Annotated in this window: 10 protein-coding genes and 3 tRNA genes; 10 read left to right on the top strand and 3 right to left on the bottom strand. The window is 55.5% G+C overall.

Features of this window, described 5'->3' with window-relative positions; genetic code table 11:
* The first annotated feature begins 83 nt into the window (after positions 1-83).
* Positions 84-1,337, top strand: coding sequence for a DUF1559 domain-containing protein (locus tag Pla52nx_RS02790; protein WP_146518174.1), 1,254 nt, complete (start codon positions 84-86; stop codon positions 1,335-1,337).
* 111 nt (positions 1,338-1,448) lie between these two features.
* Positions 1,449-3,476 (top strand): tetratricopeptide repeat protein, encoded by a 2,028-nt coding sequence (locus Pla52nx_RS02785; protein WP_146518173.1) that lies wholly within the window; start codon positions 1,449-1,451, stop codon positions 3,474-3,476.
* 253 nt (positions 3,477-3,729) lie between these two features.
* On the opposite strand, the gene Pla52nx_RS02780 is transcribed toward Pla52nx_RS02785, so the two are convergent.
* Together Pla52nx_RS02780 and Pla52nx_RS02775 are read right to left on the bottom strand one after the other, a co-directional pair.
* Positions 3,730-6,855, bottom strand: coding sequence for an FG-GAP-like repeat-containing protein (locus Pla52nx_RS02780; RefSeq protein WP_197454233.1), 3,126 nt, complete (start codon positions 6,853-6,855; stop codon positions 3,730-3,732).
* Between the two features lie 63 nt (positions 6,856-6,918).
* Positions 6,919-7,410: a low molecular weight protein-tyrosine-phosphatase gene (locus Pla52nx_RS02775; RefSeq protein ID WP_146518171.1), complete on the bottom strand. Its 492-nt coding sequence runs from the start codon at positions 7,408-7,410 to the stop codon at positions 6,919-6,921.
* Positions 7,411-7,744: 334 nt separating this feature from the next.
* On the opposite strand from Pla52nx_RS02775, the gene Pla52nx_RS02770 reads away from it, so the two are divergent.
* Positions 7,745-8,653 carry a hypothetical protein gene (locus tag Pla52nx_RS02770; protein ID WP_146518170.1) on the top strand — a complete coding sequence of 303 codons (909 nt, stop codon included), beginning with the start codon at positions 7,745-7,747 and terminating at the stop codon, positions 8,651-8,653.
* An 8-nt stretch (positions 8,654-8,661) separates the two neighbouring features.
* Here Pla52nx_RS02770 and Pla52nx_RS02765 read toward each other — a convergent pair whose 3' ends face one another.
* Positions 8,662-9,876: a GNAT family N-acetyltransferase gene (locus Pla52nx_RS02765; RefSeq protein ID WP_146518169.1), complete on the bottom strand. Its 1,215-nt coding sequence runs from the start codon at positions 9,874-9,876 to the stop codon at positions 8,662-8,664.
* 162 nt (positions 9,877-10,038) lie between these two features.
* Between Pla52nx_RS02765 and Pla52nx_RS02760 the strand changes: the two genes are divergently transcribed.
* The 7 genes from Pla52nx_RS02760 to Pla52nx_RS02730 all read left to right on the top strand — a co-directional run bounded on the left by Pla52nx_RS02760 (position 10,039) and on the right by Pla52nx_RS02730 (position 15,089).
* Positions 10,039-10,110 (top strand) — tRNA-Ser (locus tag Pla52nx_RS02760).
* Positions 10,111-10,129: 19 nt separating this feature from the next.
* A tRNA-Asp gene (locus Pla52nx_RS02755) sits at positions 10,130-10,201 on the top strand.
* A 22-nt stretch (positions 10,202-10,223) separates the two neighbouring features.
* Positions 10,224-10,294: transfer RNA gene (locus tag Pla52nx_RS02750), tRNA-Leu, on the top strand.
* 78 nt (positions 10,295-10,372) lie between these two features.
* Positions 10,373-11,662: an SDR family NAD(P)-dependent oxidoreductase gene (locus tag Pla52nx_RS02745; RefSeq protein WP_146518168.1), complete on the top strand. Its 1,290-nt coding sequence runs from the start codon at positions 10,373-10,375 to the stop codon at positions 11,660-11,662.
* A 3-nt stretch (positions 11,663-11,665) separates the two neighbouring features.
* Positions 11,666-12,856 carry a ribonuclease inhibitor gene (locus tag Pla52nx_RS02740; protein WP_146518167.1) on the top strand — a complete coding sequence of 397 codons (1,191 nt, stop codon included), beginning with the start codon at positions 11,666-11,668 and terminating at the stop codon, positions 12,854-12,856.
* Positions 12,857-12,869: 13 nt separating this feature from the next.
* Positions 12,870-13,586 (top strand): DUF434 domain-containing protein, encoded by a 717-nt coding sequence (locus tag Pla52nx_RS02735; RefSeq protein WP_146518166.1) that lies wholly within the window; start codon positions 12,870-12,872, stop codon positions 13,584-13,586.
* Positions 13,587-13,688: 102 nt separating this feature from the next.
* Positions 13,689-15,089: a tRNA modification GTPase gene (locus Pla52nx_RS02730; protein ID WP_231741668.1), complete on the top strand. Its 1,401-nt coding sequence runs from the start codon at positions 13,689-13,691 to the stop codon at positions 15,087-15,089.
* Positions 15,090-15,108 lie beyond the last annotated feature (19 nt).

The following is a 15,108-nucleotide window of genomic DNA, read 5'->3' as shown; positions in this document are numbered from 1 at the left end:
CCCTCACGCTAATTCGCGTTTTCAGGGTATAATCGTTCACTTGTTTATTGTTCTCTTTTCATTCTACATCTCAGGAGTAACGAATGAAACCTTTCAGAAATCGGGCTAGCGGTTTCACACTTGTGGAGCTGTTGGTCGTCATCGCCATCATCGGCATTCTTGTGGGGCTTTTGTTGCCCGCAGTTCAAGCCGCTCGGGAAGCCGCGCGTCGAATGAGCTGCAGCAACAACTTCAAGCAAATCGGTTTGGCAATCCAGAATTACCACTCCACTTACAAGCAGATCCCGACGGTCGGTAGCGGTACCGGGATCGCTGGCGTCACCTCTGGCGGTCCAGAGTGGTGGCGTCCTTCGGACAACTCCAACAACGAGTGCTTGAGCATTCACGTCGGATTGACCCCTTTCTTCGAGCAACAAGCTCTTTGGGAATCGATCAGCAATCCGAGCCAAGCAACCGTGACTCCAGGTTACACGATTCCATCAGTCGGCGGCCGCTGGCCAGCGATGGGACCGAGCCCTCGTGACCAGTGGGAATACGTGCCGTGGGCGACTGAGCTTCCCACGCTGCGTTGCCCCAGCGACCCAGGCAGCGGACAACCTGCTTTGTCTCGTTGTAACTACGCTGCTGCAATGGGCGACTCTTGCCACGTGCTGCAGCAAGACAACCTGAAGAACAACAACTTGACTCCAGGTGACGCTTGGCGTGCACAACGCGCTCAAGCCGTCGACCGTGGTTTCTTTGGTGTTCGTCGCGAAGCCAAGTTCCGAGACATTTTGGACGGTTTGTCCAACACCGTATGCATGGGTGAAATCGTCTCGGACTTGGGTGACCTCGACAAGCGAAGTGCCATCTCGGTGACCAACGGTGATCAATGGGACGCCGTCGGAACGGCCGGTCCTCAGTTCAATCCGATGTGGTGTGTTGAGAACAACCAGTTGGATCCCTTGGCACCAAACTTCTGGTGCCAAGGCGGTACTTGCACAACCCCGAACTTGATCCACAGCGATCGTCAGTCTCGCGGGATGAACTGGGCATTCTACCAAGCGACCTCCAACATGGTCTGGACCATTCGTCCTCCGAATGCCGAGTCGTGCATGGGTGGTCACCAAGACGCTGCTGGCTCATTGCCACCAAGTAGCCGTCACCAAGGTGGTGCCCACATCCTGATGGGCGACGGTGCTGTGATCTTCATCTCCGACTCCATCGAGGCGGGCGACCAAAATGCTCCTTCGATCAGCTTCTACAACAGGCCCGGCAAGAAGAGCCCCTATGGGCTTTGGGGTGCCATGGGCACACGGGCTGCCAAAGAAGTCATCGAAGAACAGTTGAACCAGTAACACCTCTGGTTACTTGATCACAATTCGAAACCTCGCCCGCATCCGTGGGCGAGGTTTTTTTCTGTATATTCGGGACTCCGAATCGATCCTTTTTCACGGTACACGCGGCCAGTGCGAGACTTGTCCCAGCGAATCGTTTCCGCAATCGCCCTCGCCATCCTCTGCTGGGTGGCCAGCGGGTGTGGCTCCCCTGTGGAAAATTCCGGTCCGCAAACGCCGACCGGTGCCGACCAGTCCTCTCAAGCCACGTCTGCAGCGAACGCATCAAAATCAGCCGCCAGAGAGCCCGACGCGACGGACTCCGCCGAACGATCCGACGGTGATTCGTCGGAACCGCTCAACGCATCTCCTTGGTCGACCACACTGGCACCGCAAGGTGAGTTCCCCGAGGGTTATGTCGGCACGGCAACCTGTGCTCAGTGCCACCCCAACCGCCATGCCAGCTTTCTAGAAACGCATCACAGCCGATCGCTTTCCCTGGTCGACGCGATGAAGGATCGATCGCGGGACATCAAGCTGCAGCATCCTGCCAGCGGGCGTGAATACGATACGGTTGAGCAAGAGGGGACGCTCTGGCACCGCGAGTGGAAACGCTTCGGAGACGGCCCGCGTGATCGTGTCTTGGTCAATGAATTGCCCGTGGGCTACGCGATGGGCAGCGGCGCGTTTGCGCAAGGCTATCTGTTGACGGACGAGGACTATCTGTTGCAATCACCGGTGACATGGTATCGGGGCAGCGATCACTTTGGCATGGCACCCGGCTACGACCAACCGAATCATTTTGCGATGACGCGTTTGATTGATGCCGATTGCCTGTTCTGTCACGCAGGACTGGTCAGTCGTCGCGACAACAATCCTCACAAGCCGATCATTCATGAGCTGGCGATCGGTTGCGAGCGTTGTCACGGCCCCGGTGAAGAACACACCCGGTTGTATCGCGATGTCGCGACAAACAAAACGGAGCCGACTGAGGTCGTGGACTCAAAAATCGTGAATCCCAATGAGCTGGATCGGATGCAAGTGGAGTCAATGTGCGGGCAGTGCCACTTGCAAGGCGACGTGGTCGTCCACGCGGCAGGGAAAGACATTTGGGATTTCGTCGCGGGCGAAGACTTGGCTCAGACCCGCGTGCACTACAAGAACGAACCGCCCGGCGATTTCAGCAAAGTATTCACCGGCCATTTCGATCAGATGTGGCAAAGTCCGTGTTACGTGCAATCGGAAACTTTGACTTGTGTCACCTGTCACGATTCACATCGTAGTGAGCCCATTGCCGACCAAGTCTCCTATCGACGTGACCAATGCAATCAGTGTCACGCCGACCAGGGATGCGCCATGCCGATCGCAGATCGCGAAACGCAGTGCGGCAACGATTGCGTTTCTTGTCATATGCCTTCCATCGCCAGTGAAGTACCGCACACCAGCACCACCAGTCACCTGATTGCGATTTATCGCGATGGCGTTCCGCAAAACGTCGACATCACGCCGCGGCAGTTGCGACGATTGCAACAGACGACCTCATTGAGCGAGCAACAACTCGCACGACGAGATCGCTTGGCGGAGGCTTACAACGCGGTGGATCAAGCCCAACTGGGGAATCTAGGTCCGCTTGCTCAGTATCAGGAAAGCGACCAGTTGCTGGAGTTGCTTCGCAACGATCGCAGTGACGCCGAAATCTACAGCTTGTTGGCTCGCATGGCATGGATCAAAGCCGAGAACTTGCCTCCGGTGGACGCCAATCGTGCAGAAGTCATTCGTCAGCGGCAACGCGTCCTTCGGTTTGCGCCTCAGACTTTGCAACTGGAACCACGACCGCTCAGAAGTCGCGAAGCCGCGTTGGAGGCGTTGTCGATGTTGCTGATGGACAACGGTAACTTTGCCGATGCAGTGCAATCGCTGGAGGAACTGACGCGGATCCGGCGCACCGCCAGTGATCAATACAATCTTGGACTGTGTTTGGCCCGTGTGGGACGAATTCCAGATGCAGAACGGGCTTTCCGTGCAGCGATTGAAATCGATGGCAGTTACACACCTCCCTATCATTCACTCTCGGTGCTGTACCGCACAGTCAACCCGACGCTGTCACAACAGTTCGCTCAGCGAGAAAAGCAACTCCGCGCGGCAGCGGGCGGGAAATAAGTGTAGCTTTGTTGATGTAGCTCTACGGTGTGCTGTTCAATAATCAGTTGTTGCGGTACAGCGGCGCTTCGCAGGTTTCTGTCACCTCACTCAGCAGCCGGGGGAGGTAACAGTTACGCAGCACAGCACGAAGCGTATGGTTTGTGTTTGGGCGGATCGTGTTGTGCGTTCTCGACTTGGAAAGTCGAACGACAATCGTCGCTCGACTTTCCAAGTCGATAGCGTGCCCCGCCAAGCGTCTTGCCATTCCCGATCACTGCAGTTGGAATGTAGGTTGGCCTTGGATCAACAGCACTTTTTGATCGATGGGGATGTCCTGGAAAGTCTGCGTTGTCCCGTCGGGCCACTGGACATCGATGTGATCGATCGCCGCGGTGTCGCCCAGGCCGACGTGCATTTCGCTCTCGTTCTTGCACAAGTAACCGTCCCCCGACGTCACCCAATGCGACCACTGCCTCGCTCCGCTGGTAATCGTGACGCGTGCGCCGATTGCATCGCGTTCGCTGTTCGTGCCCACCAATCCAATCTTAATCCAGTGATTGGCTTGCACGGTTTCGTTCAGCAGCAGTGATGACGATTCCAGCAAGTTCGTCACGACGAAATCTTGCCGACCATCTCGATCGAAATCGAGCATGGCCAATGCGCGACCTGAGTGGGGTTGCGACCAATAGGGATCTTCCGCAACGTCGATCAATTCAAATCGACTGCCGGCGTTGGCAAACAGTTGCAAGCGTTGGCGAAACGGCTTGTCGGCGGAACCCAGGTCATCGACGTGACCGTTGGCGATCACCAGATCCAGCCAGCCGTCGTTGTTAAAGTCCAAGGGCTGTGTGCCGAATCCGACCAGCGGCACGCTGTCATCGACCAGTCCAAAGCGAATGCAGAGATCTCGGAAGGTGCCGCCCTCTTGCAAATACAGACTGACCGGTTCGTCGGAAAAATTCGTGATGTGAAAATCGACTGTACCTGATCGATCCAGGTCTCCCACAGCAATGCCCATTGCGGCAGTCGCTAGTCCGCGAGCACCAAACGCACAGCCTCGGGCAATGGATCGATCGACCCAATCGCCCGTCGGTAAACGGCTCCAAAGCTGATTCTGCACCGCATCGTTGCCGACCAAGATCTCGTTGCCCCGCTGATCATCAAGCCCAGTCACGACGACGCCCAAACCTTGCTTGGCCGTTTCCTCCGTGTCTCCCAGAGTCGACAGAACCCACTGACCATCCGGACTGGACTTGTAAAGCTGATCCTGTCCAGCTTGAAACTCCAGCGGCGAGAGCCCCACGTCAACATAGCCATTGGAATTGAGGCTCGGTTTTCGTGTGACTTCACTGTCACGAACGTAGTTCACCGCGACAATGTCTGGCAAATGGTCGCCCGTTACATCGCCGATTGCCAATGAAGAGGGGCAACGTTGCAGATCGCGTTGGGCATCCAAAGCTTGCGAAACAAACGTTCCGTCGCCTTGATTGATGTACAACCGGTTGACGCCCATGTTGCTGGTGACCAGATCGGGAAAGCCGTCTTGATTCCAGTCGCCCGCGGAGACGCCGATTGTGTACTGCTGGTCATGCAATCCGGCAAGATCGGTGGCATCGACCAAGCGATGCTGCGACTTGTTTGCCAGTACATTGGCAAGATGACGATACAATTGGTCCGATTGGCGGGCGACGAACTGGGGCGGATCGGCATCGCCTTGGGCGAAATACAGGTCGCACCATCCGTCCAAATCAAAGTCCAGCACGGCGACACCGCCTCCAAGTTGCTGGTAGATCGCAAACGCTTTGGTTTGCTCGCTTGCGGCGACCTGATATCGATGTTGCAGTCCGATCTCTGCAGCGATATTTCGGAAGATTGCTTGTGTGTTCAGCTCGGGTTGGGGGAAATCTTTGGCGAGGAAGGGAGGTGACAAGACAGGGCCGTCGGGTGGCCCGATCGTTGGCAACTCAAACTCTGGCAGTGGAAAGTCTTTCATGTCGACACCGCAAAGTCGTTCCTCCAAACTGGGGAACGCTAGATCGTCGGCAACCAGTCTCCGCAGTGTCTGGTTCAACGCCTGCAGATCCTTGTCGCGATTGGGCGACTGGACGGCGACTAGCGATCGCCACATCGTCGCTTCCAATCGTCGTCCCATCTGTTCCAAGGCGTCAGCCAACTCGGCCATCGCTTTGGCCTGAGAACCATCCGCCGTAGCGATCTGGTTGGACAGGGTGATCACGCGATTGAGTGTTTGAAACCGCTTCGTGAACGCTTCGGCGGATGTTGGTTCGGCCACGGATCGAAAGCCAAGAATCATCCGACGTACACTACGGTGATCCGAGGGGTCTCCGCGAAGCGCCTGGGCAAAGGCGCCAATTGATTCTTCGTATCGGGTTTCACGTGCCAAGTGGATTCCCAGAGCGGCCCAATACTCGGGAAACTCTTTGGTTTCATCGCTGGTTTGACGCAGCCATTGTACGAAGCGATCGTCTTGTTGGCTTTCGGCGAGCATTAGACCGCAAAAAGCGACCGCTGCCTGGGAAGCACCGCCACTGTCGATCAATGGCTGAATTAGGTCGGCGGCTTGAGCATATCGCTGCAAGGTGAAAAGCTGCCGGGCCTCTGCCAAAGGTCCAATAGGCCAATACGGATTGGCGCCGTCTACTGGAGCTTCCCCAGGCGGATCGTACATCGCATCAGATTCCACGATCAAGGAATAGAGTTCCTCTTGAGTCACATCGCCCGCCTTGCAGAGTTCGCGAATCAACGCGTTTGCTTCATGGCGTCTTCCTTGACGGTTCAGCAGGTACGCGAGGCGACGACGTGCGATGTTGAATTCGGGCATCAGTTGCAGGATCTTGCGATACTTTTCTTCCGCTTGGTCAAATTGCTCCAGTTGCATGCACCAGTCGGCTGAAACTCCCAAAGCGGGCAAACCAGAATCGGGATCGCTTGGGGGAATACCAGCGAGTAGCTCAACCGCATCGCGTAAGTTGCCTTGAGCGGCCGTGGAGTTGGCCAAGTGAAACACTGCGACGTAGTCCGTCGGGTCTTCGATGATCAAACCTTGCAAGATCTTGGCGGCTTGGTCGTGTTTATTTTGGGTTTGCAGTTCCAGTACCGCATCGAGTCTTTCCTCTCGGCTGAGTGGCGGCGGTGTTTTCTCTGACGCTGCCGTCTTGGTTTCAGTTGTGGCATTGCGAATGGTATCGTCGCCAGTGGTCTTGGTCTCAGCGCTGATCTCAGCGTTTGACTCTCCGCTCGTCGCCGCTGTGTTCGTCGGGTCGGTTTCACTGTTATTGCTGCATCCCCCCGTCAAAGCGAGGGTCAACGCAATTCCAAACAGGACGTTGAGAGCTTGCCGTCGCAATTTCGAAGATTCGATTGTCGGATCAGTCATCCACTGGCTCGATGTCATGGAGGTTGAACGGCCCATCCCTAAACGCTGAAGAAAATTGGACCACTAGTCTTCGAATTCACCTTCAAAGAGATCTTCGCCCGTGAGCGTCTGCAGAATGAGTGGGCACCCCTCCTCCAGCATGTCGAGGACTTCGTCAAATCCCTCTTCAGCCCCGTAATACGGATCGGGAACGTCATTGGGCCATTCGTCATCCAGATAATCGCTGAACATTCGAATGTGAGTATTGGGCTGATCGGCCATTTCTTGCAACGCCGCGTAGTTTTGAGCGTCCATCGCCAACACCAAGTCGAATCGCTTGGGATCGAGGTCTGCTTTGGTGACCTGTCGTGCCCGCGATTGCAGATCGTAGCCACGCGCTTCGGCAGCCGCTCGCATCCTTTGATCGGCTCGTTCGCCGACGTGGTAATCATGGGTCCCTGCCGAATCGACTTCGGCATCCACGCCAAATTCCTCCGCAAATCGCTTCATCACAGCCTCGCCGGCTGGAGAACGACAGATGTTGCCCATGCATACGATCAGGATGCGTTTTGTCATGCGATTGGCGTCGGTGGGAGGTCGGTGCGGTTGGTTTGGAACGAGCGGTGAGGGCTCAACTTATTCGATGTACCAAAGTGCGATCAACGGACTGCAGGCGGTTTGCTGGCAAGAGCGGCGAATTGATGGTGACTACGGGGGGGAACGAAGCAGATCTTGACGGCAAACTTTGACGGTTGAACGGTTCGTGGCTTGCAAGTTTTGCTAGCTGAGCCGCGAATCTGGATTGCCGGGAGCTGATCGACTCAATTTGTCGGTAGCGGGAATCCGACCTAAAAGGAACGTGCGGACCATTCTATTCCCGCCCCCTGTTCCGACTCGATCGGTCTGAATCATGTCTTCGATCCCCCGCGTTTCCATCATCGTTCCCCAGGCGGCCGAGAACGATTCCTTTGAATCGACATTGGTTAGCGTGTTGGAAAACCGTCCCACCGGCTGCGAAGTCCTGGTGGCGCACGACGGCCACTACCGCGATCCGTTTGCGTTGGGGGACGAGGTCGATTTCATTGATGCGGGGTCGACCAGCCTGCTGGAAATGATCCGAGCAGCGTCCGACGTCGCGCGAGCACGATTCGTTCACGTCGTCGTTCCGGGATGCCGCGTGACCCCCGATTGGGTCAACGGTGCGCTGGACCAATTCGAGGACTTGGACGTCGCTGCGGTCGCCCCCACGCTGATGGACGGAGTGACCGGACGCGTTGCCTCGGCGGGTTGGGAAGACACCTCGGCAAGGCTCTTTTGCCCCATTGCTGGGGGCAACGAATCGAAAAAGAAGGCTGCCGACGTCACGGGATGTTACTTGCAGGCATCCTTCTGGCGAACGGCGGTGCTACGGTCATTGCTGGATTGCCTGGGCGCTTCCATCAGCGGGATGACGGCGGCCAACTACGCACTCGGGCAACTCTTGCAGGTCGGGCACTGGCGAGTTCGCTCTACCGGCGCCAGTCGCCTGGTCTTGGATTCCGCCTGGAGCGAAACCACCGGTGCGGTTCGAGGACGTTTGCTCAGCGCGATTTGTAACGCCATCACAGGTGAGACCAAGCCGGTGTCGTTGGTGGCCTCAGCGATCTCGGCACTAACCGGTCGCAATCAGTTCGCCGAGACCTACGGCCAAGCGACCTACAGCAGTCAAGTCACCGCGGTCAAGCGAGCAATCTCGACCGACAACTTGGTCACGTACGATGCGACCAACGCCGTGCTGAAATTCCCGACGCACGCTCAGCCCATTCGCCGGGCGGCTTGAGGAAGCAGTCACTGTGCTTCTTTGAATGGGTTGCGGTCGGGTGGCTCGGCATGGCTGACATTCTTGAGCACCTGCTGCACAAATACGTTGACCAACGGCACGCGATGCCTGACCCAAACGTGCGTGTCCTCCGGTTGGCACCCCAGACGTGATTTCGCGTCCAAAGCCGTGCGGCCGAACGACACGTTCTGGCAGCCCCACGTGATCGCTTGATCAATCACGGCCAACAGCAAACGGTGATAGATGGGCAAACGCGCATTCGCCCCATAGTCGATTCCAATGTAGTAGCCGATCGCAGTCGGGCCGTCACGAACCACCGTGACAAAACCGACCAAGTGATCGTGTTCAAAAATTCCGATCGTGGCGAAATCGTCGCCCAACGCCTCGGCAATCCTGGGCAAGGTCGTTGAACTCAATGGAAACAGACACACATCGGCCTTCGATGCCACCGCGTGATAGAGTGCGTGAACGCGATCAGAATGCTCGGCAACGTTCACAAGACTTGAAACGGACAGCCCGTCTGCATCAAAGGGCTTGAAAACTTTCTTAGCCGCTGCTCGATAGCGTTTCGTCAGGCTGACGAAGTAATCGTCGATGGTTTTCCATTGCGGATTGATGGTCAGCACCATGTTCGGCTCGGTCTCAAAGGACTTATACCGATAGGACGCAAGCGAACCTGCGTGGGCATGCTGATCAGCAAACAGGTCTTTGATGATCACGTAATCAGTTTGTCCGTGCAGTCGATTCGCGCGACGAATTCGATACAAGCAATCGGCAACTCCCGGCCAAATCGCTGACGGATCGCAATCCGGTGCAAATGCGACTCCGTGCATGCCCCACGTGTGCACATTGCCACAGAGACAAACTCGCCGTTTCAGCATCGATAGCGACTTGCGTTTCAATTCGGCGGAAAACTTGTTCTCACCATCTGACTTGGCTGCGACCAGTTGTTTGCCGGTAATGTCAAATGATTGCGTCGCGATCGCCGCCACCGGCTGTGGCCCGTCGTAGATGAGGGCAAAGTCTCGAACGACCTCCGAGCCGAAATCGTCTTGGGTCGCCGAGAGATAGTTGCGACTGAGAAACACCGATGCCCCTGCCGTGACTGCGTCCCAATGAACCGGATTGAGGAACTCAATGCGATTGGCAATCGCGAATTGAAATCTGGAGGGGCACCGCGTGACGGAAACTGATTGCTGGGGAGCACCCATATCGTTGACCAAAGGAGCAAATCGAAAGTGGTTTCATCGATTCTAGTCCGTCCTTGGGCCCATTTGCTATGAGAAGCCCACGGAATTCTGGTCGCCAATGCGAACCCAAGATCGACGATGGTTGTCGCAAAAGCACCCTGAAGGCGAATTGAATGTTGTAAGATTTAGATAGCGGCAGCGGTCGTCTAACTGGAAAGACGCTCGATAGCTAATCGAGGGATAGAAGTTCGACTCTTCTTCGCTGCCGGCCTTTGTTTTTCCATACGCACTGCTGGTCTAATTGGAAAGACTCAGCCTTGTCAGGGTTGAAATAGGGGTTCGAGTCCCTTGCAGTGCATGGTAATAATGGTTCATCCGAGAGGGTAGTGGTGTAGTGGAAGCACGTCAGTCCCAAGAACTGCAGGCGAAGGTTCGAACCCTTCCTATTCTCTCGGAGCTACCGTTCACGGCGGACGAATTGGACGCCTGCCTGAATGTCTTACAGCATGTTTCGGAGCGTCCCGAACTCATGGATCATCATGATCGATTCAAAGGGTTGGTCACCAAGATCCATCGTGCGGCGAAACGTCAGAAACGTCAGGCGGTGCAAAGCAAGATCGCCGCTGCCGACCGTTCTGCCATGGAGTCCACTGGAATTGTTCAGCAACTCGGCCCAAGTGGGCTTGGAACTATAGATGCTGCGTCTGTGGTTTCTCCGCGAAAATTGATTCGGGCGCGACGCTGCTATGTGTGCAAAGCCGCTTTCACCCAGTTGCATCACTTCTATCATCAGCTTTGCTTGGATTGTGCCGAGGCCAATTGGCGGAAGCGTCACCAACGAGCCGACTTGAATGGACGCGTTGCGGTGGTGACAGGAGGGCGAATCAAGATCGGCTATCACATAGTTTTGAAGCTGTTGCGGGATGGAGCCGACGTGATCATGACGACGCGTTTTCCGAATGACGCCGCCACTCGATTTCAGGCCGAAGCAGACTTTCATCTGTGGCATGACCGTCTAGAGATTCATTCCCTGGATCTTCGAAACATTCCCACGGTGGAAGCGTTCGCGAATCATCTGCTATCCGCACGAGCCGCGATCGATATCTTGGTCAACAATGCGGCGCAAACGGTCAAGCGTCCAATGGAGTACTATCGGCATTTGCTCGATACCCCCTGCAATTCACAAGCTCAGGCACTCATACGATCCTCTGAAATTTTGACGCCGTTGTTGGAGGCCGATCCAAATTACCATGGCCATATGGCCAACATCGAGCGATACTTTCCCCGCGGTTGGCTCGATGCCGATGGTCAACAGATTGACAATCGTCCAATGCAAAGCTGGTTGTTGAAGTTGGAAGATGTCACGACTTTGGAGATGTTAGAGGTTTACCTGGTCAACGCTGCTGCTCCGTTTCTATTGACGGGAAAGCTGAAGCCGCTGTTTTGCAAGTCGCCACACGCACGACGATTTATAGTGAATGTCTCTGCGATGGAAGGGCAGTTTTCTCGAGAGTGCAAGACGGCGTTTCACCCGCACACGAACATGGCGAAAGCGGCATTGAACATGCTGACGCGGACTTCAGCCCAGGACTATGCCAAAGACGGAATCTACATGAACAGTGTTGATACGGGTTGGATTACCGACGAAAAGCCAGCCCCGTTGGCTCAACGGGTTCGTGCGGAGCATGGCTTTTATCCGCCACTGGATGTAATCGATGGAGCGTCCCGCGTGTATGATCCGATCGCCTGGGGGTGTGGCCATCTGGCTGAACCGGTATTCGGTCAATTTCTCAAAGACTACTTGCCACATCCATGGTGAACGATGGCAAACTCGCCGGAATCTCTCAAGACGACATTCATACAGTGTCCCGTTCGTGGCCCGCTACCGTTCTTTGCGTGTCCGCCAGATGAAGTCGATCCGCTCATTGAACACTTGCGATCAAACGTCTCTGTCGATGTGCCAGTAACGTTTCCTCGTGGAACCGTTTTGCCCGACGGGCGACTCGATTTGTGCAAACAGAGCTTGGGTCCAGAGGGTTGTCAGCGTGTGGTCGATGCATTGCACCACAACCATCACGTGCGTAGCCTGCTACTCGGGACGGATGGCATCGGTGACGAAGGTGCTGCCTGTTTAAGTAGATTCCTCAAGTCCGACGCTGCATTGCAAATTGTCTACTTGGGCTGCAATGGCATCACGCATGTCGGCGCTCGATCCTTGGCGGAATCGTTGAGATCCAATCAATGCGTACAGGGATTGTGGCTCAAACGCAATCCGATCGGGGATTTAGGTGTTGTGGAAATCACACGGGCTCTCTCTGGTGATCGCACGCTGCGAGTTCTTGACTTGGTCAACACGGGAATGGGGCGCAACGGTGTCGCATCGATTTGCCAATGGCTGATGCGAGATGGCTGTGCTCTGGAACGACTCTACGTGGGAGGAAACCGTCTTGATGCAGATGCCGCTAAGTTGTTTGCTGAAGTCCTCTGCAGAAACTCTCCTTTGCAAAGTTTGCACATGAATGTGGGAGCCATCTGTGATTCGGGCGTGACTGCAATCGCCGAATCGTTACGAAGCAATCATTCGCTACGTGAGTTGGGGCTCGCCAGCAACGGAATCACGGCACGAGGCGCACGAAGGTTGATGGCGGTCGTGGCCGAGCATCCCACACTTGTTCATTTGGACTTGGGTTACAGCCCGTCGACTCGCGTACTTGGTGCGCAGCCAAACACGTTGGGTGACGAAGGCGGTAAGGCGATAGCCGAGATGCTGACAACCAATCTCGTACTCAAAGAGTTGAACCTTTCCAAAACGAGCGTTGAACGGAGTGGGCGTTTGGCGATCGAAAATGCACTGGTGGAAAACCGCACTCTCCAAAGATGCGTCATCGATGGCGGATTGTCCCCGAGTGTTCAAATGCATCTCCAAGGAAACTTGAGAAGTGACAATGGTCCGAACACTCGCTCCCCGGATGTGATGTTGATTCGAAGTGTCTATCGAACCAACAAGAAGTGAGGGATGGTAAGAAATGACACATGAAAAACGTCATCGTGGAGCCCATCCGTCCGACGAGTCCTTGTTTTGCCAATCGCAGTTACCATGCCTTAGGAAAGCGTTGCATGATTACTGCTGGCTGCTAACGCAAGGATACGCGGCGCCATCCTCACTAAAACTGGTCGGCGACAAATTCCAATTGAAGCAGCGTCAACGCATGATGATAATGCGATCAGCGTGTACCGACATCCAGCGAATGAATCGACAGCGGACGCAGTGTTTCGCCGCCGATGTAGTAGGAAAAAATCTCTACTTGGATGGGCTGAATGTTCTGATCGCAATCGAGAGTGCATTGTCCGGTGGTTTTTTGTTCATTGGCCAGGACCAGTGCTATCGCGATCTGGCGAGCGTGCATGGAACCTACAAACGTGTCCAGGAAACTCAGTCGGCAATCATGATGATTGGTAACGTCCTCTGTGACCTCAAAGTAGATCAAACGATTTGGCTGTTGGACAAGCCGGTTTCCAATAGTGGCCTGCTACGCCAAATACTTTTGGATACTGCAGAAAGCTCGGGCTGGAACTGGCGAGTGGATTTGTGTCAGAACCCTGATTATGAACTCAAGCAAACCGAGGGTACTATTGTGTCAACGGACAGCGTGATCCTGGACAGCGTATCGACATGGTTTCACCTCAACCAATATACGATCGACAGGCACGTCCCCACAGCTCGCTTGATTGATCTTCGTTAGCGTGTCACATTGCGTGCTCGGCGTCCCGGGGGTGGCTCCTTTGCTGTACAACTCGGGACCTTGGATCTTGTTTTTGTACGCCCCTGTGAAGTTAATTGATAGATGAATGCCAGCTTGGTCGCCGACATCGAAGACACCATTGTCGCGATCGCGTCTCCACCACAAGGATCCGCTCGAGGGATTGTTCGGATTTCGGGGCCGCAGTCCGTTTCCGTGATGGCGGCGTTGGGATGCGAGTCACTCAGTAAGCGTCCGCATCACCAACAGCTGAAATTTGTATTGCCCGAACCCCTGGGTGCCTTGCCCGTGAGGGTTTTGATATGGCCTGGGAAACGCAGCTATACGGGACAGCCATCGGCAGAGGTGCACACGATCGGCTGTTTGCCCATCTTGGAGGCATTGATGCAGCAGGTCGTTCAGGCCGGTGCAAGACCGGCCCGGCCCGGTGAATTCACCATGCGTTCGTTTCTCGCCGGTCGCATTGACCTCACACAAGCCGAAGCGGTTTTGGGGGTGATCGATGCCGGGCAACGTGGTGCCTTGGATCATGCCTTGCGGCAGCTTTCGGGGAACCTTTCGCGGCCGCTGGAACAGATGCGGAGTGAATTGCTGGATCTGTTGGCCGACGTGGAAGCCGGGTTGGACTTTGTGGATGAAGACATCGAATTCATCAGCGACCAAGATCTGCTCCATCGACTGTCCGTGATCAAAGCCGGTTTGGAAGAAACACGCCAACAGATGCACCATCGCGGTGGAGGCTCCCATCAGCCCGTGATTGCATTGCGGGGAGATCCCAATGCTGGAAAAAGTCGATTGCTCAATGCATTGGCAGGAAACGAGACTGCGATCGTTGCCGATATTGCGGGCACGACACGTGATACGGTTTCCGTGAATTGCCGAATGGGAACACAAGATGTTCGCTTGGTAGATACCGCCGGGATCGAAGTCGCCGATCAGAAGAGGGAAACCTCTCTTGGTTTCGAGGCACAGATCATTGATGCCGCGCAGCATCAAGCCGAGCGAGCCAGCGGAGAGGCCAACGTCAGGCTTTGGTGTGTGGATTGGACTCGGTCAGATCGTGATGAAGCAGTCGCGAAACTTCAGCGGATCGCCCAGACGGGGCGCCTCGGTGCAATCGATCTCTGGGTGGCCACGAAGTGTGATGAGCCATCGCTGCAGCCCCCTGAACCTTGGATCGCTACCAGCAGCCTCACCGGCCGCGGCTTGCATGAATTGGCAAATCTCGTTTCATCAAGCCTGGAGAACACAGATCGCGAAGAGACCGGTGCCGTTTTGGGCACCGCAGCCCGTTGCAGCGGAACGCTGGATAACGCGATCGAGGCGATCACTCGGGCGATGCAATGGGTGGAGTCGGGCGACGGGCACGAATTTGTATCAGCAGAATTACGTCTGGCCGCCGATTGTTTGGGTGAAGTTACCGGCGCAGTCTACACGGATGATATTCTGGATCGTGTGTTCAGCAGGTTCTGTATCGGCAAATGAATTCGCCGCCGCGATACAC

It is taken from the genome of Stieleria varia (assembly GCF_038443385.1).
GTDB lineage: Bacteria > Planctomycetota > Planctomycetia > Pirellulales > Pirellulaceae > Stieleria > Stieleria varia.
The sequence above is the reverse complement of the archived record's forward strand: the minus strand, read 5'-3'. Positions and strand labels throughout refer to the sequence as shown.

Coding starts and splice junctions, on each gene's coding strand:
- Pla52nx_RS02790 (WP_146518174.1), top strand. CDS start 84: ATGAAACCTTTCAGAAATCGGGCTAGCGGTTTCACACTTGTGGAGCTG.
- Pla52nx_RS02780 (WP_197454233.1), bottom strand. CDS start 6,855: ATGACTGATCCGACAATCGAATCTTCGAAATTGCGACGGCAAGCTCTC.
- Pla52nx_RS02775 (WP_146518171.1), bottom strand. CDS start 7,410: ATGACAAAACGCATCCTGATCGTATGCATGGGCAACATCTGTCGTTCT.
- Pla52nx_RS02770 (WP_146518170.1), top strand. CDS start 7,745: ATGTCTTCGATCCCCCGCGTTTCCATCATCGTTCCCCAGGCGGCCGAG.
- Pla52nx_RS02745 (WP_146518168.1), top strand. CDS start 10,373: ATGGATCATCATGATCGATTCAAAGGGTTGGTCACCAAGATCCATCGT.
- Pla52nx_RS02740 (WP_146518167.1), top strand. CDS start 11,666: ATGGCAAACTCGCCGGAATCTCTCAAGACGACATTCATACAGTGTCCC.
- Pla52nx_RS02735 (WP_146518166.1), top strand. CDS start 12,870: ATGACACATGAAAAACGTCATCGTGGAGCCCATCCGTCCGACGAGTCC.
- Pla52nx_RS02730 (WP_231741668.1), top strand. CDS start 13,689: ATGAATGCCAGCTTGGTCGCCGACATCGAAGACACCATTGTCGCGATC.